This window comes from Roseobacter sp. YIN89 (assembly GCF_057219365.1).
In genome coordinates this window covers 91,552-112,932 of record NZ_JBXVVD010000005.1, presented here as the reverse complement: position 1 = coordinate 112,932, position 21,381 = coordinate 91,552, and the positions used below count along the sequence as shown (strand labels likewise).

The 21,381-nt window shown below is 56.3% G+C and carries 19 protein-coding genes; 14 read left to right on the top strand and 5 right to left on the bottom strand.

Annotated elements, in window-relative coordinates:
• From AC2D8V_RS19600 to AC2D8V_RS19540, 13 genes are all read left to right on the top strand, one after another.
• The coding region (locus AC2D8V_RS19600; protein ID WP_484735294.1) for an aminotransferase class I/II-fold pyridoxal phosphate-dependent enzyme at positions 1-2,184 on the top strand (2,184 nt) is incomplete at its 5' end.
• Between the two features lie 24 nt (positions 2,185-2,208).
• Positions 2,209-3,669, top strand: coding sequence for a biotin carboxylase (locus AC2D8V_RS19595; RefSeq protein WP_484735293.1), 1,461 nt, complete (start codon positions 2,209-2,211; stop codon positions 3,667-3,669).
• 21 nt (positions 3,670-3,690) lie between these two features.
• Positions 3,691-4,677: a C45 family autoproteolytic acyltransferase/hydrolase gene (locus tag AC2D8V_RS19590; RefSeq protein WP_484735292.1), complete on the top strand. Its 987-nt coding sequence runs from the start codon at positions 3,691-3,693 to the stop codon at positions 4,675-4,677.
• Positions 4,678-4,789: 112 nt separating this feature from the next.
• Positions 4,790-6,370: an ABC transporter substrate-binding protein gene (locus AC2D8V_RS19585; protein WP_484735291.1), complete on the top strand. Its 1,581-nt coding sequence runs from the start codon at positions 4,790-4,792 to the stop codon at positions 6,368-6,370.
• Between the two features lie 147 nt (positions 6,371-6,517).
• The gene (locus AC2D8V_RS19580) at positions 6,518-8,086 is read left to right on the top strand and encodes an ABC transporter substrate-binding protein (protein WP_484735290.1); all 1,569 of its coding nucleotides are present in this window, start codon (positions 6,518-6,520) and stop codon (positions 8,084-8,086) included.
• A gap of 12 nt (positions 8,087-8,098) precedes the next feature.
• On the top strand, positions 8,099-9,079 hold the full coding sequence (locus tag AC2D8V_RS19575) for an ABC transporter permease (protein WP_484735289.1): 981 nt from the start codon (positions 8,099-8,101) through the stop codon (positions 9,077-9,079).
• Positions 9,079-10,026 carry an ABC transporter permease gene (locus AC2D8V_RS19570; protein WP_484735288.1) on the top strand — a complete coding sequence of 316 codons (948 nt, stop codon included), beginning with the start codon at positions 9,079-9,081 and terminating at the stop codon, positions 10,024-10,026. Before AC2D8V_RS19575 ends, AC2D8V_RS19570 begins: the two co-directional genes overlap by 1 nt.
• Positions 10,026-10,376, top strand: coding sequence for a cupin domain-containing protein (locus AC2D8V_RS19565; protein ID WP_484735287.1), 351 nt, complete (start codon positions 10,026-10,028; stop codon positions 10,374-10,376). The genes AC2D8V_RS19570 and AC2D8V_RS19565 overlap by 1 nt, the downstream gene beginning before the upstream one ends.
• A complete protein-coding gene (locus tag AC2D8V_RS19560; RefSeq protein ID WP_484735286.1) occupies positions 10,373-11,353 on the top strand; it encodes an ABC transporter ATP-binding protein in 981 nt (326 codons plus the stop codon). The genes AC2D8V_RS19565 and AC2D8V_RS19560 overlap by 4 nt, the downstream gene beginning before the upstream one ends.
• Positions 11,350-12,312 carry an ABC transporter ATP-binding protein gene (locus tag AC2D8V_RS19555; protein WP_484735285.1) on the top strand — a complete coding sequence of 321 codons (963 nt, stop codon included), beginning with the start codon at positions 11,350-11,352 and terminating at the stop codon, positions 12,310-12,312. The genes AC2D8V_RS19560 and AC2D8V_RS19555 overlap by 4 nt, the downstream gene beginning before the upstream one ends.
• On the top strand, positions 12,309-13,427 hold the full coding sequence (locus AC2D8V_RS19550) for a CaiB/BaiF CoA transferase family protein (RefSeq protein WP_484735284.1): 1,119 nt from the start codon (positions 12,309-12,311) through the stop codon (positions 13,425-13,427). The genes AC2D8V_RS19555 and AC2D8V_RS19550 overlap by 4 nt, the downstream gene beginning before the upstream one ends.
• Positions 13,424-14,683, top strand: a complete 1,260-nt coding sequence (locus AC2D8V_RS19545; protein WP_484735283.1) for a flavin-dependent oxidoreductase — start codon at positions 13,424-13,426, stop codon at positions 14,681-14,683. Before AC2D8V_RS19550 ends, AC2D8V_RS19545 begins: the two co-directional genes overlap by 4 nt.
• A 4-nt stretch (positions 14,684-14,687) precedes the next feature.
• Entirely contained in the window at positions 14,688-15,407 is a 720-nt protein-coding gene (locus AC2D8V_RS19540) for an SDR family NAD(P)-dependent oxidoreductase (protein ID WP_484735282.1), read from the top strand.
• On the opposite strand, the gene AC2D8V_RS19535 is transcribed toward AC2D8V_RS19540, so the two are convergent.
• On the bottom strand, positions 15,408-16,160 hold the full coding sequence (locus AC2D8V_RS19535; RefSeq protein ID WP_484735281.1) for an MBL fold metallo-hydrolase: 753 nt from the start codon (positions 16,158-16,160) through the stop codon (positions 15,408-15,410).
• A 51-nt stretch (positions 16,161-16,211) separates the two neighbouring features.
• Here AC2D8V_RS19535 and AC2D8V_RS19530 point away from each other — a divergent pair, with 51 nt between their 5' ends.
• The gene (locus AC2D8V_RS19530) at positions 16,212-17,339 is read left to right on the top strand and encodes a pyridoxal phosphate-dependent aminotransferase (protein ID WP_484735280.1); all 1,128 of its coding nucleotides are present in this window, start codon (positions 16,212-16,214) and stop codon (positions 17,337-17,339) included.
• Here AC2D8V_RS19530 and AC2D8V_RS19525 read toward each other — a convergent pair.
• The 4 genes from AC2D8V_RS19525 to AC2D8V_RS19510 are packed head-to-tail and all read right to left on the bottom strand — an operon-like array spanning position 17,336 to position 21,220.
• Positions 17,336-17,896 (bottom strand): PqiC family protein, encoded by a 561-nt coding sequence (locus AC2D8V_RS19525; RefSeq protein WP_484735279.1) that lies wholly within the window; start codon positions 17,894-17,896, stop codon positions 17,336-17,338. The two genes, AC2D8V_RS19530 and AC2D8V_RS19525, sit on opposite strands and share 4 nt — an antisense overlap.
• Complete coding sequence (locus tag AC2D8V_RS19520) at positions 17,896-19,980, bottom strand: PqiB family protein (protein WP_484735278.1); 2,085 nt, start codon at positions 19,978-19,980, stop codon at positions 17,896-17,898. Before AC2D8V_RS19520 ends, AC2D8V_RS19525 begins: the two co-directional genes overlap by 1 nt.
• On the bottom strand, positions 19,977-20,630 hold the full coding sequence (locus AC2D8V_RS19515; RefSeq protein ID WP_484735277.1) for a paraquat-inducible protein A: 654 nt from the start codon (positions 20,628-20,630) through the stop codon (positions 19,977-19,979). Before AC2D8V_RS19515 ends, AC2D8V_RS19520 begins: the two co-directional genes overlap by 4 nt.
• The gene (locus AC2D8V_RS19510; RefSeq protein WP_484735276.1) at positions 20,588-21,220 is read right to left on the bottom strand and encodes a paraquat-inducible protein A; all 633 of its coding nucleotides are present in this window, start codon (positions 21,218-21,220) and stop codon (positions 20,588-20,590) included. The genes AC2D8V_RS19515 and AC2D8V_RS19510 overlap by 43 nt, the downstream gene beginning before the upstream one ends.
• Positions 21,221-21,381: the final 161 nt, after the last annotated feature.

The following is a 21,381-nucleotide window of genomic DNA, read 5'->3' as shown; positions in this document are numbered from 1 at the left end:
CGTCCGGGCCTCGTCCTGAAGTCGAAGATGGATCAGCAAATTGTCAAACGGTACATGAACCGCGCGGGCAGTCAGGAAGAGATCGACAATATGGAGCCCGAAAATCTCGGGCCGGAGCTGTGCCGCCTCATTGCGCGTGTTCGTCCTGAATTGGACGCGTATCTTGTCACCGAACGGTCAGTGGAAGACATTGCAGGCCTTGATCTGGGGATTTGCCGCCGTGTCTTTTACAATCAGGAAGACTTTGTCGAACTGCACCTGAACATCCTGCGGGGCGTGCAGTCGCGGTACAAAACACCGTTCTTTACCGCGCTGACAGAATACTCGAAACAGCCAACCGGTGTTTTCCATGCGATGCCTATTTCGCGCGGTAAATCGATCACGCGCAGCCACTGGATACAGGACATGGGCGCGTTTTACGGCCCCAACATTTTTATGGCGGAAACGTCCGCAACTTCTGGCGGTCTGGACAGTTTGTTGGAACCACACGGGCCGATCAAACGGGCGCAAGAACTCGCTGCTCGTGCGTTTGGGGCCAAGCAGACCTTCTTTGCGACGAACGGGACATCCACCTGCAACAAGATCGTAGTGCAAGCGCTGGTGCGCCCGGGCGATATCGTTCTGGTCGACCGCGATTGTCACAAGTCACACCACTACGGGATGGTTCTGGCAGGTGCGCAGGTCTGCTATCTCGACAGTTACCCACTCAATGAATACTCGATGTACGGCGCCGTTCCGCTCAAGGAAATCAAACACCAGCTGCTGAAGTTGAAGACGGAGGGCAAGCTTGACCGCGTGCGGATGTTGTTGCTGACCAACTGCACGTTTGACGGGCTGGTGTATAATGTCGAGCGGGTCATGGAAGAGTGTTTGGCGATCAAGCCGGACCTTGTCTTTCTGTGGGATGAGGCGTGGTTCGGTTTCGCCAGATTTAACCCAACCTACCGCCAGCGCACCGGAATGGCGTCGGCAGATTCGTTGCGTAAAAAGTTCAGGACCGAAGCGCACCGCCGCGTCTATGAGGCGCAGCAGGCCTTGCTGGAAAACGCCGACGAACAGACCTTGCTCAATACGCGTCTGATTCCGCCGCCGACCGCCAGAGTTCGGGTATACGCATGCCAGTCAACGCACAAGACGCTGACATCCCTGCGGCAAGGGTCAATGATCCACGTGAACGATCAGGATTTCAAAGGCGAGGTAGAGCAGGCGTTTCACGAGGCTTACATGACCCACACGTCAACCTCGCCAAACTATCAGATCATAGCCAGTCTTGACGTGGGCCGCCGACAGGTGGAGCTCGAAGGTTATGAGTTCGTGCAGCGGCAGATCGAAGCCGCGCTTTCGATGCGCCGTGCGATCATGACCCACCCTTTGCTCAAGAAATACTTCAAAGTGCTGACGGCGGGCGACATGATCCCCGACGATCACAGACAGTCGGGGATCACAAGTTATTACGATGCCGAACAGGGTTGGACAGACATGTGGGACAGTTGGGAACAAGATGACTTTGTTCTTGACGCTACGCGCGTGACGCTCGCTGTGGGCGGTACCGGCTGGGACGGTGACACGTTCAAGACCGATATCCTCATGGACAAATACGGCATCCAGATCAACAAGACCTCGCGCAATACTGTCTTGTTCATGACCAATATCGGAACGACCCGTTCAAGTGTCGCATATCTTATCGAAGTGCTTGTTGAGATTGCAAAATCACTGGATGAGCGATTGGACGATGCAAGCCGAATGGAGCGTCTCGCCTTTGACAAACGGGTCAAGGCACTGATGGAAGAACTGCCGCCCTTGCCGGACTTCAGCCGCTTTCATGATGCATTTCGCCAATGCGAAGTCACAGGCGAAGGCGACATTCGTTCTGCCTTCTTCCTCGCTTACGACGAAGAGAAATGTAACTATCACGACATCAACGGTTCGCTTGGCGCTGCACTGGACGCCGGAGAAGAAATCGTTTCGGCCAGCTTTATCATCCCGTATCCTCCCGGATTCCCCATTCTTGTGCCGGGTCAGGTGATCAGCCGGGAAATTCTTGCCTTTATGCTGGCGCTCGATGTCAGCGAAATACACGGCTACAGGCCCGATCTTGGATTGCGGGTCTTTACCAATGAAGCCTTGCAAGAACTGGTGGATGCCAAGCCGGTGACTAAAAAAATCGCGCATGTCGCGGAATAAGACAATCAGAGAGGACAGACTAAAATGGCCACAACGGTTCTGAAGAATATCTCGGAAATCCGCCGGTACTTTCACCGCAATGAGGATCCGGTCTATTTCGTCTCGGCAACAAACTTTAACCTTCTCGGCATCGACGAGTGGGTCAAGAATTTCAAGTATATCTGCTATATCGACTGTTATGACGGGCGTCATCCGAACGTCTTTTGTCCGTCCGAGCAACCGCACGCTGAATTCCAGTCGATAGAAGACATCAACAATTACCTGCTGCAGCACAAAGAGGTGATTGATTACATCAAAAGACGCGGTGGCAAGCCAAAGTTTGTCTTCCTGATGTTTGATGAAGAGACCGAGCGTCTGGCCAAAGAACTCGGCGGGACGGTCTGGTTTCCCAAGGCAAAGCTGCGCACCAACATGGACAACAAAATCGAAACGGTTCGCATCGGAAATAAAGCGGGCGTGCCATCGGTGCCAAATGTTCTGGCCGAGGTAATGGACTACGACGATCTCAAAAAAACCTGCGAAAAAGCAGGGATTGGAAATGATCTTGTCCTGCAATCAGCTTTTGGCGATTCCGGTCACACAACGTTTTTTATCAAGTCCGAAGAGGATTTCCGCCGTCATGAACACGAGATCGTAGGGGAGGGCGAGATCAAGATCATGAAACGGATCGATTGCCGAGGTTCTGCAATCGAAGCCTGTGCCACATCTGAGGGCACGATTGTCGGCCCGCTGATGACTGAACTGGTTGGCTTTAAGGAGCTTACACCTTACCGCGGCGGCTGGTGCGGTAACGAGATCCTCTCGACAGCGTTCCCTCCGAAAGTTCGCGAGCGTGCACGCGATCTGACGTTCAAGTTCGGTGAACAGCTGCGCAAGGAAGGTTACAGAGGATATTTCGAACTCGACTTTTTGATCGACAAAAAGACCGGTGATTTGTGGTTGGGCGAGCTTAACCCGCGGATCACGGGGGCGTCTTCAATGACCAACCACGCCGCTTTCGCTCACGCGGATGCGCCTTTGTTCCTGTTCCACCTGCTGGAGTTCTCAAGAAAGAAGTTCAATCTTGATGTGGATGAGCTGAATGCGCGGTGGGCGGATAGCGCTAATATCGATAGCTGGTCTCAGATGGTCATCAAACATACCGAAGACAGTGTCGACATTTGTACCGCGGCACCAGAAACGGGCATCTACCGGATGCTTGAAGACGGGCGCGTTGTCTATGACCGTTTCGACTATCACCGCCGCGCGGTGGAAAGTGAAAACGAAGCATTCTTTTTGCGCATTCTTGGCCCCGGCGACTACCGCTATGAAGGGGCCGATATCGGTATTCTGGTTACTCGCGGGCGTTCAATGACCAAAGGGTTTGAACTCAACGACCGGGCCAAACGGTGGATTCACGGTATCAAACAGGCCGTTGCAGCCAAACCTTTGCCGACCGCAGAGGCCGGTCCGGCGTTGGCGGATCCTGCCTTCAAGATACTCTGACCGGGAAAGGACCGCGCAGACATGCAGTGGCGCGCGCTAAAAGAGGACACGCCCGGCCCGAAATGGGCCGGGCTGTTCAAAGAATACTGGCCTGATTACAAGCGTTGGTGGCTTAAAGAGGGTGAAAACGCCCGCCCGACCTATGGCGAGAGCAGGCGGGCCCTGCAAGAACACATGCCGGAGATGATGCCGCTTTACGAAGAGTTGTGTGATCTGGCCGGCGGCGGCGATCTGGCCGCGCGGTTTTTGTCTTTTTACTGCCCGCCGCCTTATCTCGCAGGATGCAGTCAGGCAATCTGGACCGGAGCAGAGCCGGTGCTGGTGCGCAATTACGATTACAACCCTTATGCCTTTGACAGCCTTGTGTTGCGCACATCTTGGCAGGGGCGCGACGTGGTCGGCACCTCTGATGGCCTTTGGGGCATGGTTGACGGTATGAATGACGCGGGCCTCGCGATTTCACTTACCTTCGGCGGTCGGCGCATCGTCGGAGAGGGGTTCGGCGTGCCTTTGATCCTTCGATACGTGCTGCAAACCTGCGAGACGCTAGAGGATGCGCGCAAGGTGCTTGCACGCGTCCCCACGCATATGAGCTACAATGTAACCGTGCTGGACAGCGAAAGACGGTATTTGACAGCGATGATGGCCCCGGATCGTTCAACGCTGATCACCCACGCGGCGGTGGCGACCAATCACCAGGAAAATGTTGAGTGGGTCAGCCACGCGCGCTTCACCGCCACAGTAGAGCGCGAGCGGTATTTGCTGCACCGTTTGACACTGCATCGTGATCCCGAAGAAAAGTTTATCGGTGCCTTTCTGAAACCGCCGCTCTATTCGACCGCGTTTCAAGCAGGGTTCGGCACGCTTTATACGGCCGTTTACAGACCCCGGTTGCAGCAGATGGAGCTGCGCTGGCCTGGTACTGTCTGGCCCTTGGGCTTGGCCGATTTTCAGGAAGGCGGCAGACGCGTTCAAATACCCGATCCGTCGCTGGCAAGCCGTGCATAAATCAGGGGCAACGGCGATCACTTTCGCGGAAGAGTTGCGTTATGGGTCTTGCCAAACGTGCCTCTGTGCCAAAGACTGAGTGCATAAAAAATAATCTACCGGGGAGATACCGATGAAATTTATGACAACTGCCGCCATGGCAGCGATCCTGCTATCGTCGACAACACTTGCCTCTGCAGACACCCTGCGTTGGGCACGCGCCGGTGACGCTCTCACCCTTGATCCACACGCGCAAAACGAAGGACCGACTTCGACGCTGGCGCATCAGATCATGGAGACGCTGGTCATGCGTGACCATTCCGGCGCGCTGGTCCCTTCACTTGCCACGGAATGGAACCCGTCAGAGAGTGATCCGAACGTCTGGACCTTTAAGCTGCGGGAAGGTGTAACCTATCACGATGGCTCCGCATTTGACTCGTCTGATGTAAAGTTCAGCCTCGAACGGGCGATGACGCCGGATTCCGACTACAAAGAGCTGCTTGCTTCTGTAGTCGAAGTGCGGGCTCCTGATGCGTATACCATCGAGATCGTAACCAACGGTCCAAACCCGATCATGCCCAATAACCTGACGAACATGTTCATCATGGACAAAGAGTGGGCAGAAGCGAACAACGCCGTGAAGGTGCAGGACTACGAAGGGGGCGAAGATACTTTCGCTGCCAAAAACGCGAATGGCACCGGCCCCTATAAGCTCGTAAGCCGCGAACCCGATGTAAAGACTGTTCTGACCCTGAACGAGAACTACTGGGGTAAAAGTGAGTTTCCCCTCGACGTAACCGAAATCGTCTACACACCGATCCAGAATGCGGCGACCCGTGTTGCTGCTTTGCTGTCGGGCGAGGTCGATTTCATTCAGGACGTGCCGGTGCAAGACCTTGAACGGGTCGCGGCGACAGACGGGCTGGATGTACGGACAGCACCGCAGAACCGCGTTATCTTCTTCGGGATGAACTCGGGCGACGCGGACCTCAAGAACGACAATGTCGATGGCAAGAACCCGCTGGCTGACGTACGCGTACGCGAGGCCATGAACCTCGCAATCAACCGTGATGCGATCAAACAGGTCGTCATGCGTGGCCAGTCTGCGCCAGCAGGCATGATCGCGCCACCTTTCGTAAACGGTTGGGATGCCGAGATGGATGCATCCTCCAGCACTGATCTGGACCGGGCAAAAGAACTGATGGCAGAAGCGGGATATGGTGACGGGTTCTCAATCCAACTGGATTGTCCGAACGACCGCTATATCAACGACGAGGCGATCTGTCAGGCGTCTGTCGGTATGTTGGCGCAGATCGGAATTACCGTGAACCTCGATGCCAAGCCAAAGGCCCAGCACTTCCCCCTGATCAACACGCTTGAGACAGATTTCTACATGCTCGGCTGGGGTGTACCTACATACGATTCAGAGTACATTTTTAACTTCCTCGTGCATGGGCGCGACGAAAAGTACGGTTCATGGAACGGAACGCGCTACAACAACGATGCACTGAACGAAAAAATTCAGAGCCTTGCTTCAAACACGGACCTTGAAGCGCGCGACGCTGACATCAAGGCAATTTGGGAAGTTGTGCAGGAAGAAAAACTCTACATCCCGCTGCACCACCAGGTTTTGAACTGGGGCCTGAAATCAAATGTAGATACAGTGGTAGAAGCGGAAGACTCTCCTAAAATCAAATACTTCCAGCTTAACTAAGCAATAGCCGCGCAGCGTGAAAATGCTGCGCGGTTCCTTCAGGCCGCGGGCATAAGACCGGCATCGCCGGTCTTCTCAGAATAGTATGCGTTCCGACAGGAACGCGCCGCTGGATCATTCCCAGCGTCACCGAGAAAAGGTCACACCATGCAAACACTGTTCAAAGTCATTGCCGTTTCGATGGTCATGACATCCGCCGCTCATGCAGAAGAATTTACCTGGGGGTCAACCACAGACCCCCAGACGATGGACCCGCATGCGGTCAACTCGGCTCCTGTTCTTGGCTTTCTGAACAACGTTTACGAGGGGCTCGTCAGGCGTGGCAAGGACATGGCGATTGAACCTGCACTGGCTACATCGTGGGAACCGATCGGTGACGGCGAAGGCTGGCGGTTCACGCTGCGCCAAGGCGTGTCGTTTCATGATGGCAGCAGTTTCGACGCCGAGGATGTGTTGTTTTCCTACCAGCGCGCCTCAGGTGAGGCGGCCGACACACGCAGCTGGTTTGCCCCTGTGAGTAATGTAAAAGTAGTCGACGATTTTACCGTCGACATTCTGACTTCGGCACCCAATCCGATCTTTCCCGACAGTATCGCGAACTGGATGATCATGGACAGTGGTTGGGCCGCGACAAACGACGCAATGTCACCCGACAAGGACAACGGCAACCACGCAACTCTCAACGCGAACGGCACCGGTGCCTTCAGGGTTACGACCCGAGAGCCCGGCTTGCGGACCGTGCTGGAACCTTTCGAAGGCTGGTGGGACACCCCGGAGCACAATGTTACGCGGGCTGAATTCACACCTATCCAGAACCCGGCCACGGCTGTCGCAGCGTTGCTTTCTGGGGACATCGATTTTATCAATCCGGTCCCCATTCAGGACACGGCGCGGCTTTTGGCCAACCCCGAAATTCAGGTTATCCAGGGCATTGAGGCACGCGTGATCATGCTCGGTTTCCCGCATGAGGCCGAAACCCTGAAGTATTCGGCTGAAACGACCGACGCGAACCCCTTTGCCGATGTGCGCGTGCGTCAGGCAGTAGGTCATGCAGTAAATGTCCCGGCTATCCTTCAGACCATCATGCGTGGCAATGCAGAAGGGGCCAGCCAGCTGGTCAGCCCTGCCATGCGCGGCTACAGTCAGGCGTTGGCCGCACGGCCCGCGTTTGACCCGGACAAGGCCAAGGCCCTGCTGGCCGAGGCGGGATATCCGGATGGGTTTTCTTTTGGTCTCAAGTGCCCAAACGACCGCTATCTGAATGACGAAGCTGTCTGTCAGGCCATAACGGGCATGCTGGCGCAGGTTGGTCTGCGCGCCACGCTGGATGCCATGCCCGTTCAGAACTACTGGCCGGAACTGCGCGCCGATAACTACGACATGTACCTTCTGGGCTGGTCTCCCGGCACCTTTGATGCCGAACATCCGATCCGCTTTCTGGCGTCCACACCCGACGAAGAGAAAAAACTCGGCTCATGGAACTTCGGGGCCTTCAGCAATGACCGTATCGACACATTGCTGCCGATGATCCAGTCAGAGATTGACGACACCAAGCGTCAGGCGATGCTGGATGAGAGCGCCAAGATCCTGCAGGACGAGGCGGCCTATGTGCCGCTCTACGTGCAGCCCTTGGTATGGGGTACCAAATCCAACATCTCGATGACGCAGCGGCCGGATAATTTCTTCATCCTGCGTTGGGTTACCGTGAACGAATGATTGCGTGACCTGATGCTTGCTTTTGTAGTTCAACGGGTCCTTCAGTCCGCGCTGGTCCTGCTCGTGGTGGGGCTGGTCGCGTTTTCCATGTTTCGCTTTGTCGGTGATCCGGTGGACAACATGCTTGGGCAGGAACGGACCCAGGCGGACATAGAGCGTCTGCGGACAGAACTGGGTCTCGACCAGCCGTTTCCGGTACAGTACTACAAATTTTTGCAAGGCGCGGCGCAGGGAAACTTTGGCGTGAGTTACCGGCAAGGTCGTCCGGTGTCCGACATCTTGCTGGAACGGGCTCCGGCCACGCTGGAACTCGCGGCGGTCTCAGGGTTTCTGGCGATTTCCATCGGGATTGCTTTGGGCGTGTTCACCGCGATCCGGCGTGACGGATTTGCAGCCAATGCCATCATGTCCGTCTCGTTAATCGGCGTTTCCCTTCCGACATTTCTGATCGGTATCCTGTTGATTTACCTCTTTTCCGTTGAGCTTGGGTGGTTACCGAGTTTCGGACGCGGAGAAACCACGATGATCGGCGGTTGGTCTACCGGCTTTTTGACAAAAAGCGGTCTGCTCGCTCTGATCCTGCCGTCGATCACCTTGGGCCTTTACCAGATGACCTTGATCATGCGGCTGGTGCGGTCCGAAATGCTTGAGGTGCTGCGACAGGACTACATCCGCTTTGCGCGCGCCCGCGGGTTGCGCGAGCGCGCCGTTAACTTTCGACATGCTTTGAAAAACACGCTGGTGCCCGTCATCACCGTGACCGGCTTGCAGCTGGGATCCATCATCGCTTTTGCCATTATCACCGAAACAGTATTCCAGTGGCCCGGTGTCGGGCTGCTTTTTATCAACGCTATACAGTTCGTCGATATCCCCGTTATGGCAGCATACCTGATGCTGATCTCGGTGATGTTTGTCGCGATCAACCTGATTGTTGATTTGCTCTATTTCGCTATTGATCCGCGCTTGCGCGTCGACCGGACAGAGGCGCACTGATGTCGGAATCGTCCCTGCCGCAACCCAAAGAAAAGTCTCGCCTGCGTCTGGCACTGGAAAGCGATTTCGTTTTCCAGTTCAAGAAATCGCCGGTCGCCGTTGTTTCTGCGATGGTCGTCTTGCTGATGGTGCTCTGTGCCATTTTCGCCCCGCTCATCGCCCCTTATAATCCCTTCGACCCGGCATCGTTGAACCTGATGAACGGTTTTTCCAAACCGATGGAGCCGAATGCCTTTACCGGTGACACTTTCTGGCTTGGTACGGATGATCAGGGCAGGGACGTGTTCTCGACCATTCTGTACGGGATGCGAATTTCGCTTTTTGTCGGCGTCGCCGCTGTCCTGTTTGCCATGATACTCGGTATCACCTTAGGGCTCGTCGCCGGCTACGTTGGAGGATGGACGGAAACTGTCATCATGCGGGTGGCGGATGTACAGCTGACCTTTCCTGCAATCCTTGTGGCGATGCTGATCTTTGGCATTGCGAAAGGGATCACGCCTGTAGAATACCGCGATCAGATGGCAATTTGGGTACTCATTATCGCAATTGGCCTGTCGGATTGGGTTCAGTTTGCCCGCGTGGTCCGCGGCGCGACACTGGTCGAGAAGAACAAGGAATACGTTCAGGCCGCACGGTTGATCGGGCGTGGACCCGGCGCAATTATGCTGCGCCACATCCTTCCCAACGTGCTGAGCCCCGTTCTCGTGATCGCCACCATTTCACTCGCGCTGGCCATTATCGCAGAGGCAACTCTGTCTTTCCTCGGTGTCGGAGCACCGCCAACCCAACCATCACTTGGCACGCTTATTCGCATCGGACAGGGCTTTCTGTTCTCCGGAGAATGGTGGATCCTGCTTTTTCCTGCCGTTACGCTTTTGACGCTTGCCTTGTCTGTGAACCTGCTGGGCGACTGGCTGCGCGACGCTTTGAACCCGAGGTTGCGCTGATGAGCAGCACAGCGGTCATCAACGTCAGTAATGCTCCTCACTATACTTGGGGCGGCACATGCGATGGATGGCGTTTACTTGATGAAGCCGGTCTTTCAGTCACCGAAGAGCGAATGCCCGCCGGTGGCCAGGAAGACAGACACTTTCATGCCGAGGCAACCCAACTGTTCTATGTGCTAAAAGGAAGGTTGAATATCGAAGTGGATGGACGCGTCTCGATCCTCAATTCCGGAGATGCTTTATCAGTATTTCCCAAGTCAAAACATGAAGTGCGTAACGACAGCGCCACCGACGTACAGTTCTTGGTTATTTCGGCACCCGCAACGCACAACGATAAACACCATTCATGACGAACGTGCTTTCTATAAATAATCTGACGGTCGAAATTCCTACGCGCTACGGGATTCTGCGGCCTGTAGATGGGGTGTCTTACGAAATTGGTGAGGGTGAAATTCTCGGCGTCGTCGGCGAGTCCGGTGCCGGAAAATCCATGGCAGGAAATGCGGTGATCGGCTTGCTCAGCCCTCCGGCGCATATCGCGTCTGGCGAAATCCTCCTCAATGGCACGCGCGTTGACAATGTAACTGGCGAAGCCATGCGGCGACTGCGCGGCAAGGAAATCGGCATGGTCTTTCAGGATCCGCTGACCTCGCTCAATCCCCTTTTGCGTATCGGCGATCAGCTGACAGAAACAATGCTGGCGCATCTGGACATCTCTCGCAGCGAAGCAGAACGCCGGGCTGTGGCCGCGCTGGAAGAAGTTGGTATTCCGGGGGCTGCCGAACGCGTGAGCAGCTATCCGCACGAGTTTTCCGGCGGTATGCGCCAACGGGTCGTGATTGCGTTGGCGCTGTGTGCCGAACCGTCACTGATTATTGCAGATGAACCGACCACAGCCCTCGATGTGTCCGTGCAGGCCCAGATCATCGCCCTGCTGAAAAAGTTGTGCCGGGAACGGGGCACTGCGGTGATGCTGATCACCCACGACATGGGTGTCATTGCCGAGGCTGCCGACCGCGTTGCGGTAATGTATGCCGGCAAACTGGCAGAGATTGGTCCGGTGCGGGAGGTTCTGACCGCACCCCAGCACCCCTATACCAACGGGCTAATGGGCTCGACCCCTCTGGCGTCACGCGGACAGGCACGACTGCATCAGATCCCCGGTGCCATGCCGCGACTGGACGCGTTGCCACAGGGGTGCGCTTTTCATCCTCGCTGTCCCAAAGCGCAACAGACCTGCAAGGCAAACCCCGGCCCGAGCATCGACGAAACCGGTGGCCGCGCGGCATGCTACTTTCCTCTGACCGAAGAGGCAGTAACCGCATGAGCCTTGTCGCAATCCGTAATCTGACGCGCATTTTCGACGTGTCCAAGCCTTGGTTGAACCGCGTTTTGGAAAGGCGCGAAAAAGCCTTTCTGACGGCGGTTTCAGATGTGAGCTTCGATATTGAGGCCCGCAGCGTTTATGCCTTGGTGGGTGAAAGCGGCTCTGGCAAAAGCACCATCGGCAAAATGCTCGTCGGCCTGTTGAACCCATCCAAGGGGTCGGTCGAAATTCGTGGCGTGGACCTCGCGCGCGAGAGTGACGCGGCCAAGGTGGATGCAGTGCGCCGTGACATCCAGATGATCTTTCAGGATCCGTTTGCGTCTCTCAACCCGCGATGGCGCGTGCGCGATATTATCGTAGAGCCCGTGGCAGCCCGTGGCGGTGACACCTCGGGTATGGCGGAACGTCTGCTTGAAGCGGTCGGACTGTCGGCACAGGATGCCGGCAAATTTCCACATGAATTTTCCGGAGGGCAGCGGCAGCGGATTTGCATCGCGAGGGCTCTGTCGTCCGAGCCGAAGCTGATCGTCTGCGACGAGCCCACGTCTGCGCTCGACGTGTCCGTTCAGGCGCAGGTTCTCAACCTGATGAGTGACCTGAAGGATGAGTTTGGGCTGACTTATTTGTTCATCAGTCACGATCTGACCGTCGTGCAACACATGGCAGACCGGATTGGCGTGCTCTATCTCGGTCGTCTGGTTGAAGAAGCCGATCCTGACGCACTATTCGACGACCCAAAACATCCCTATACGCAGATGCTGCTGGCCGCAGCACCCCAACTTGGCAATTTTGGTCGGGACGTGCCGCCGCCAACCGGCGAAATACCTGATCCGATCAACCCCCCTTCGGGCTGCGCCTATCATCCAAGATGCCCTTTCGCAGAACCCATTTGCAGCGCGGAACGCCCGCAGATGCGCGAGATCAGAGGTGCCCGCGTCGCCTGCCACATGGCCAAATGAGCGGGCCGCTTACATCGTTGAAAGTCGTTGAATTCACCGGGCTTGGGCCGGCACCACTTGCTGGCCAGTTACTGGCCGATCTTGGCGCCGACGTCACGGTGATTGACCGGGCGACTGCAGCGCCAGATCCTACAGATATCAACAGACGCGGCAAAAAAAGCATCGTCTTGAATTTAAAAACGCCTTTGGGACGCGCCGCGGCACAGAAAATTGTCGCCGCATCAGACGTTCTGATCGAAGGGTTCCGCCCCGGCGTGATGGAGCGGCTAGGGCTGGGGCCTGACGACTGCCCCGAACATCTGATTTACGGACGCATGACAGGCTGGGGCCAAACGGGCCCCAAGGCACAGACCGCCGGTCATGATATCAACTATCTCGCCATGACAGGTGCATTGCACGCTATCGGCCCTGCGGATCGTCCACCTGTTGTCCCGCTCAACCTTGTCGCGGACTTCGGCGGCGGCACGATGTTCCTATTGCTGGGACTCCTTTCTGCGGTGATCGAAAGAGGGGTTTCAGGCAAGGGACAAATCGTGGATGCGGCCATGGTTGATGGTGTTCCTGCCATGATGGGCCTCATTCACAGCATGATCGCGCAGGGCAACTGGCAGCGGAACCGGTCGGCAAACTGGCTTGACGGGGCTTCGCATTTTTACCGCTGTTATGAATGCGCAGACGGGAAATACATTGCGGTAGGCGCACTTGAACCACAATTCTTTGCCGAGCTTGTCGCGGTATCCGGCGTCGAAGGTATCGAACTTGACGCCCAATTTGACACCGCCCGCTGGCCCGAGCAGCAGACGATTTTTGCCAAACACTTCAAACAGCGCAGCCGCGATGACTGGGCCGCACTTTTTGAAGGAACCGATGCCTGTGTCGCGCCGGTGCTCGAGTTCGGCGAAACCGCACAGCATCCATTCAACGCGGTCAGAGAAGCCTATCATGACGTCGACGGTGTGGTGCAGGCACGCGCAGCACCTAGGTTTAGCCGCAGCCTGCCTCCGATGCCGGATCCACCCCGCGCGCCGGGCGCGGATACCGTTGAGGTATTGAAATCGCTTGGGTTTGACGACGATCAACTGGCAGCGATGCGGGCATCAGGAGCCATCACGTGACCGTGTTGATCGCAGGTGCGGGGATTGCAGGGTTAACGCTTGGCCTAACCCTGCACCAGATCGGCGTACCATTTCGCATTTTTGAAGCGGTCGATACGATCAGACCTCTGGGTGTGGGCATCAATTTACAACCCAATGCGGTCCGCGAGCTTTACGATCTTGATCTTAAGGACGCATTGGAATCGACAGGCGTCGCAACCCGCAGCCTTGGTTTTTACAGCAAGACAGGGCGGGAAATCTGGAAGGAGCCTCGGGGCCTTCATGCTGGCTACAACTGGCCGCAATATTCGATCCATCGGGGCAAATTGCAGATGCTGCTTCACGATGCCCTCATTCAACGCGCGGGTGAAAACTGTATTGTCACGGGCAATCGCGTGAAACAGGCCTCCGAAACCGGCGAGCTATACGTCGAACATATTGGCGGAACGAAAAAGGAAAAGGGTGCCATTGTGATCGGTGCCGACGGGATCCATTCGGCTATAAGGTCGCAACTTGTGCCGCAAGAGGGTGCGCCGCTTTGGGCAGGCGCTATTCTGTGGCGGGGCGTGACGCGGATGCCGCCGTTTTTATCGGGCAAGGATATGATCCTCGCAGGTCACGACACCTTACGCATTGTGGCTTATCCTATCTCCAAAGCCGACCCGGAAACTGGGCTTGTGGATGTCAACTGGATCGCAGAGCGGCGTGTAGATCCGGCACAAGGGTGGCGGCGCGAAGACTGGAACCGCCCCGCAGATCTGGCCGATTTCGCGCCCGCGTTTCGTAACTGGCGGTTTGACTGGCTTGATGTGCCAGATATGATTGGCGCCGCTGAACGGGTATACGAGTACCCGATGGTCGATCGCGAGCCGCTCGAACGATGGACCCGCGGACACATATCGCTGATGGGCGATGCTGCACATCCAACCTATCCTGTCGGGTCAAACGGCGCCTCTCAGGCTATTGTGGATGCCCGCATCCTCGGGGCCGTAATTGCCGAACACGGGCCAACACCGTTGGCGCTGGAAGCCTACGAAGCACAGGTTCGCCCACGCACTACTCAGGTGACACTGGCGAACCGTGGGTCGGGGCCGGACGCGATTTTGCAGCAGGTGGAAGATCTGTGCGCCGGCGAGTTCGACAAGATTGATGAAGTGCTGCCACATGACGTGCTGGCAGCACATGCTGAAAAGTACAAGGCACTAGCCGGTTTCGGGATAGAGGCCTTGAATGCCCAGCCCGCGCTGGTTCATCCCAACCACTGGAAGAGAGGATAAGACGATGCGGGTTGCTGTTGTAACAGGCGCTTCTGGCGGACTTGGTCAGGCCATTTCATCAAAGCTTTTGGCTGATGGCGTCTTTGTGGTCGGCCTCGATATCAATTCCAACGGCTTTGATCGTTTTGCCTGCGACAGGTTCGAGGGCATGATCTGTGATCTGACAGACGCGCAGGCGATTGCGACGACCTTCAACACGATCAGAGCCAAACACGGTGGTCTGGATATATTGGTAAACAATGCGGGCACCTGCCTGATGTCAGAGTTCCCTGACATCCCTGCAGACGAGTTTCGCAACCAGATGGAAATCAACTTCGGCAGCGCCTTTCACTGCTCGCAAGAGGCCGTCAAACTGATGGACGGCCGCGACGGGGTACGAAAGATTGTGAATATCTCGTCAAATGGGGCATATAACTTCGACGTGTTCGATCCACCTCATTACCGCGCTTCCAAAGCGGCAATGGACACTCTGACCAAAGATCTGGCCCGGCGCTACGCGCGGGCAAAGATTTGCGTCAACTCCATTGCACCTGCCATGACAGAGACACCCTTGTTTGGTGTGGTCAGCGAAGAGGTGCTTGCCGCCGCGATCGCTCAGATGCCGCACGGCAAAGCCATGCAGCCAGCCCAGATCGCCGAGTGGGTCGGATTTCTTACATCCGATGCAGGAGATGTGTGCAGCGGAAATGTCATCATATTGAATCAGGGCAGAGACGTGCGCTGATCAGGTGTACCACTCGGGCGCTTTCTTCAGCTCGGGCCACTGTTCGGGGCTATGTCCGAAGATAATCATAGCGCGATCCCTACCGGCGCGTTCCATGAGCCGCGTGGCATTTTGCGCCGCCAGCGCGACATCCCATCCGCCTGAAAAACCGGTGTCGAATTCGGCGGCACGGCTTATGGCGTCAGATGTCAAAAGAACCGGACCCGTTTGAGGCAATTGCAGCGCAAAGGCAAGCTGCCCGGGTGCGTGACCTGGCACGAGCAAAACCTCAAAGCCGGGGCCGATGAAAGTATCCTCGGAAACGAGCTGATACTCCGCCTCTGGCCACTCCATCGCCTGTTTGCCTGACCAGTATAGCGGACGGGGAAGGGCCCGTTCAGCCTCGGCCATCAGAATGGGTACACCGGGAAAGCCATCCATAAAGCCGACATGATCAATATGTGTATGGCTTTGAATCATTAAAGTGATGTCTGCAGGGCCAAACCCCAGAAGCTCAAGTTGAGCGGGCGCCAGATTTTCGGCCGTTAGTGACAGCACTTGCCCAAAAGTTCCGAGCGCGTCCTGCTGTGTAGCCGCCTCGGCATCTTCGGCGTATTTGGCCGGAAACCCGGTATCAATCAGAACGACTTCGCCCGCCGTTGTTTCGACGACGTACCCGCAAATCCCGATTACTCTGCCGTTCTCGTGGACCTTAAAAAGACCGTAGTCCAGCACAGCAAGACGTTTCGGTGTGCCTGTCAGAAGGGGTTGCATATTGGCGGATGCACCTTTCTTGTTTCACAAAGACTACACCGGACGCGCCCTATGAAAGTCAAGATACACAGACTGTTCGAATATCTGCTTGAGACAACACAGGCGGAACCCGAAGCCGTGGTCGGTTTTTCACTATCAGAATCTCCACGGCTCGGGGCATTTCTGGATGATCTCGATCCAGATCTCAGGCTTGATTGGAACAACAAGGATTTTCGCGGTTTACCGGACTTGCGCGCACATGTTCTGGCACAGGCCGGTCTGCAGGGTACCTGCAAACTTGATGATGTCCTTATTACCGCCGGCGCCGCCGAAGCGAATTATCTAGCCATAATGCAGCTGTTACAGCCCGGAGACGAGATCGTTGTCGAGCGCCCGGGTTGGCCGCAGGCCGAAGTTTTGGCCGAAGCGATAGGAGCCCGCATTGTGCCTGTGCGTCGCCGCGAAGAACAAAACTGGCTGTTGTCGCTGGACGATCTGGCCGCCGCCGTCGGGTCCGAAACAAAAATGATTTTCTTGAGCAACCCCAACAACCCGACGGGTCAGGTAATGGATGCCGCGACACTGCAGGAAGTCGTCCGGATTGCTGACCGTGTCGGCGCGTGGCTTGTCGTAGACGAAGTCTACGCAGGTTTGGAGTGGCATGTCACCCGTGCTCCATCTGTTGCGGGGCTGTACTCTCGCGGTATCACCACTGGCTCTGTCTCCAAGGCGTTGGGGTTGCAAGGATTACGGACCGGCTGGTTCATCTGTCAGGACAAAAGTGCCGTCATGGATGCTGTTATCCTGCGCGAAAACAGCTCGGAGATTATGAATATCATGGGCGAGGTAATTGCAGAAATTGCGATGCGACCTGACAGGCTGGACCCTGCGATGCGACGGGCACGTACGGACGGCAAAGCCAACCTGAAACGGCTAATCGCATGGGTGGATGCCACACAAGGAATGAGTTGGGTGCCGCCGGCTGCTGGCCTCATCGGTTTGGGGCGGCTGCCGGACGGCATCGATAGCGACGCTTTTGCGCAGCACCTGCTCGCGCCGCCGTACAAGACGTTTGTACTGCCGGGCAGTGCTTATCACCAGCCGTCTCACATTCGCCTCGGCGTCGGCGGTGGGGCGGAGGTCAATCTGGAAAAAGGGTTGAGCCGCGTGGCATCGGCCCTTCAGAATTGGGCGGGTTAGCGTAACCCTTGCCGCGCAATAAACAGCGACAAATCACGAATTAACAGCCCGCGCGCAGCGGCAATAGCCGTTGCCCCGGCGTCCAAGTCATAGGGAACCGAAAGATCGAAAAGACCCGAACGTTCCCGTCCCCCATCCGGTACGGCGACGAAATACTGGCCTTGCGCGCGATACCGTCCGTCAGCCCCGGCAAGCAGGGTTTCAAACCGAATGTCCAACCGCGCATCAGGAAATGATTCAAACGGCCACGGAGCAGACGCAACACGTGCATTGCTGAGCTGCGAAAGGTGGCGAGATATTTCAAGCGCAACTGCCCGGTCTGGCGTATCCGCCCACAAGACCTCGCCATCGCTGACCAGACGACCGTCTGTGTCCTGAACCGTTATTTCATCCGAGGCGGCGTAGGCGGGCAGCGATACCTCGCGAATTTCAACCGCGCTAAAGCCAATACGCTGCGTTTCCGCAACCGATGGTGGCGCCACGGCAAATCGGTCCGGCGCCGCAGTGCAGGCCGCAACTACGCTCAGGAACAGCAACGGGATCAGTCTGCGTGTCATCAACGACCTCGTATCAACGCGCTCGGGTTGCGCTCCAACAAGCGCGCCAGCGAAGTTATCGCAGCCGCCGCGCGGGAGATGTCCTGTAACGCCGCCTGCGCGTCGCGGCTGATGACATCTCCACGGTTGTAGCCCTCTATCGTTTCACTTGCACGATCAAAAACTTCTGTGATGCGTTCGACCAGTTCCGGTAAATCGCGGCTGGACAGGGCAACAGCATCTGCCGCTTCACGTGTTGATGCCAAAGTCGCATTCACATTCGTTACGGCGCCACCTTCACGCAGTTCTTCCAAGGCCAGTGCAAGCTCGTCCAGAGCGCGTGACAAGCTTGACGGCAAGTCCCGAGTTTCAGGGGCGCTGATCAGATCTTCGGCGGCGCTCAGAACGTCTGTCGCCTGCGCGGTCAGATCACGCAAAGGCAGCGCCGCTGCTTCTGCGGCAACAGCTGTCAGCCTTTCCAACAGTTGCGGCACCCCCTCGACGCTCTCTCCCAAAGTTGCCGCAGCCTGCGTTGTCGCCTCAAGAGCCGCCGTCAAACGGCTGACGGCCTGCGCCTCTTCGACCTGACCCAAAATCGCCTCAAGCCGTTCGAGTGCTGCATTGAGGGTGACAGGTATGTCCTGAACCGCGCCCGATGTCACAACACCGCGAATGTCAGCCAGAAGCGCGCGAACCTCTTGCGGTGTTTCTCGCAATTCTTCGCTCCCAACAAAGGTGCGCGCGCCTTCCAGAAAGCCGATTGCACTTTGCAACAATTCTTCGATTGGCAGACTGTTGATGCGGGTAAAGACACCTTCCACAGTTGCGGCCGCATCCGAAATATCGCTTTGCGTACTGGGCATGGTCGGAATGCTGCCATCGGCAACAACAATCTCGGCCCTTTCGGGGTTTTCAATCTCAACAAGCTCAACTTTGAGACCACCGGTCAGCAGATTTCCGGATGCGAGCCGCGCGCGCAAACCGCTATCGACACGGTCGCGCAAAAAAGTGAGAGCAGCCTCTGCTGAGACTTCATCGGGAAGCCCAAGCCGAGCAGGCTGAATCCCCAGCACAACGCTCAACCGGACGCGGTTATCGCCAAAAATGTCTCTGTCCACGATACCCGAGAGGTTTGTTACCGTCCCGATCCGCAATCCGCTCAGTTCAACGGGCGCACCCAACGCAAGGCCGGAAATGTTCTCGTCAAAAATGACCCTCAATTCCAAAAGGGCGACCTCGGAAGCGTTAAAGACACTGTTTCGTGCCGCCGCTTCTTCGGGAAATACCTCGAACACGGTTCCGTCAGACACACGCGTGCCACCGGATACAAAGGTATCAAATGTGATACCGCCACCTACCAACGACGCCAGCGAGGAGAAATTGATCTCGGCCCCCGTCGTTCCTATTGAGACACTAAAACCGGAAGTGTCCCAGAACCGGGTTGACGGTGTTACCAGACGCCCGTGTGGTTCATAGATAATCGCTTCGGCGATCGCATAATTACCCTCTAACGAAATGCTCGCGGGGCCTACCAGGCCCACCTCGATACCGCGGTACAAAATCGGCGTGTTATCGGTCATCACACCACCTGGCACAGTTCTCAGAGCGATCTGCAAACCTTCTTTGCCCGAACGGAACAATGGCGCTGCGGGCAGACCCTGAAACAGTGATTGCGGCGGGCCTATCTCTTCGTCCCAAGTTCCTTCGATGAAGACACCACTGAGAACCGTGTCCAATCCGCTGACGCCACGCGCCGTCAGTTCGGGTTGAACGATCCAGAAAGACGCACCAGCGTCGACATAGTCGGCAACTTCTTTTTCCAGCCTGACGTCCGCAAGAACGCTGCCAAGACCTTCGCTGAAGTGGACTTTCTCAACCATGCCCACCTTTACATCGCGAAACCTCAACTCGGTCTCGCGGGCGGCAATCCCGGAGCCTTCTGCAAATTCGATCGTGATAAGTGGGCCTTTTTCACTATAGCTTTTCCACGCAACGCTGAGCGCCACGAGCAAAGCGACAAGCGGAATCAACCAGACAAAAGACAGGCGGCTCTGAAAGACACCTTTGCTATCTTCCAGCGCAACCGATTTTGGCGCGTCAGTCATTGGCGCTCTTCCTTGTTCTGCTCAATGGCGTCCCAGATCATGCGGCTGTCAAAAGCTTGTGCCGACAGCATCGTGAAGAATACTGACAACGCAAAGAAAAGACTGGCCAGCCCCGGATAAATTGCCACCAGAACATTCAGTTGCACCAGTGAAGACAGAATCGCAACGACAAAGATGTCGATCATCGACCAGCGCCCGATATACTCCACGACTTCAAACAAGAGCTGACGTTGATGGGGGGCGACGGTAGACGGGCGCACAACCGACACCGTCAGGAACGCAATTGCAAGGAATTTCCCAATCGGAATGGCGACCGATGCAAACAGAATGATCAACGCAACGCCGAGATTGCCATATTCCATCAACTCTACCGCACCGCCGATAATGGTATCCTGCTGGACAAAAAACAGCGTCCTGGTCTGCAACATCGGATAAAGATTGGCAGGGATGTAGCACGCAAGCCCGACCAGCCAGAACGCCCATACCCTTTGCAGGCTTTTCAGGTCACGCGACTGCAACCGGTGCCCGCACCGTCCGCAATGGGCAGCTTCGTGTGGCCAGACTTCTGTGCAGCGCGTGCACATGACCAAGCCCATATCACGTGCGGTTATGGTCTGCGGGCGGGCGTCAGTGCGTTCCATACGGACCATCTGCAGATAAAGCTTTCCTGTACAACAACCAAAACCACCAGCGCCGAAAACATCCAAAAAGCGGGACCAAAGGAAACCGTGGCCAGATCGCTTATCTTTACCAGCGCAACCGCGCAACCTATGGCAAAGATTTCCGCCATGGACCAAGGGCGCAAGGCCTCAGAAAGGCGAAATGCAACAGCCGCGTTCGGGGCAGGGGGCTTGTCACGTACAAGTGGCACCAGAACATAGAGCGACAGGATCATGCGCAACAGCGGGATGAAAAAAATCAGGGCAAAGGTTGCCAGCGCCAGGGCGATAAGCGGCCCGTCAGTAAAGGCCAAAGCCGCATCCAGTATCGAGACCGAATTGGTTGCACCGCCTGCGTTAATCGTCAGAAAAGGGAAAACACTGGCTGCAACGATCAGAACCAGTGTCGCCAATGACATCGCAATGATCTGAAGGCCGGCCTTTCGGCGCGGTGTGATCAGCACAGCTTTGCAGCGGCCACAGACTGCGCGTTGACCGTGCGAAGGTCTGCGCAGCGCATAAGCGGCATCGCATTTTGGACACACGATCAGGTCTTTGCGGGGAATCATGAGGTCACCCATTTCATGACTACCTGTCTAACTGTTTTACCCACGACAGAACATGGGTCGAATACCTCTGTTCGACAGAAAATATGCTTGCGGCAGATAGGCGCTATGACAGGTTTTCCGGTCGGCTAAGCTTGTTTGACACGCAGGAATACGAGACACTGCAAACCGAGCGC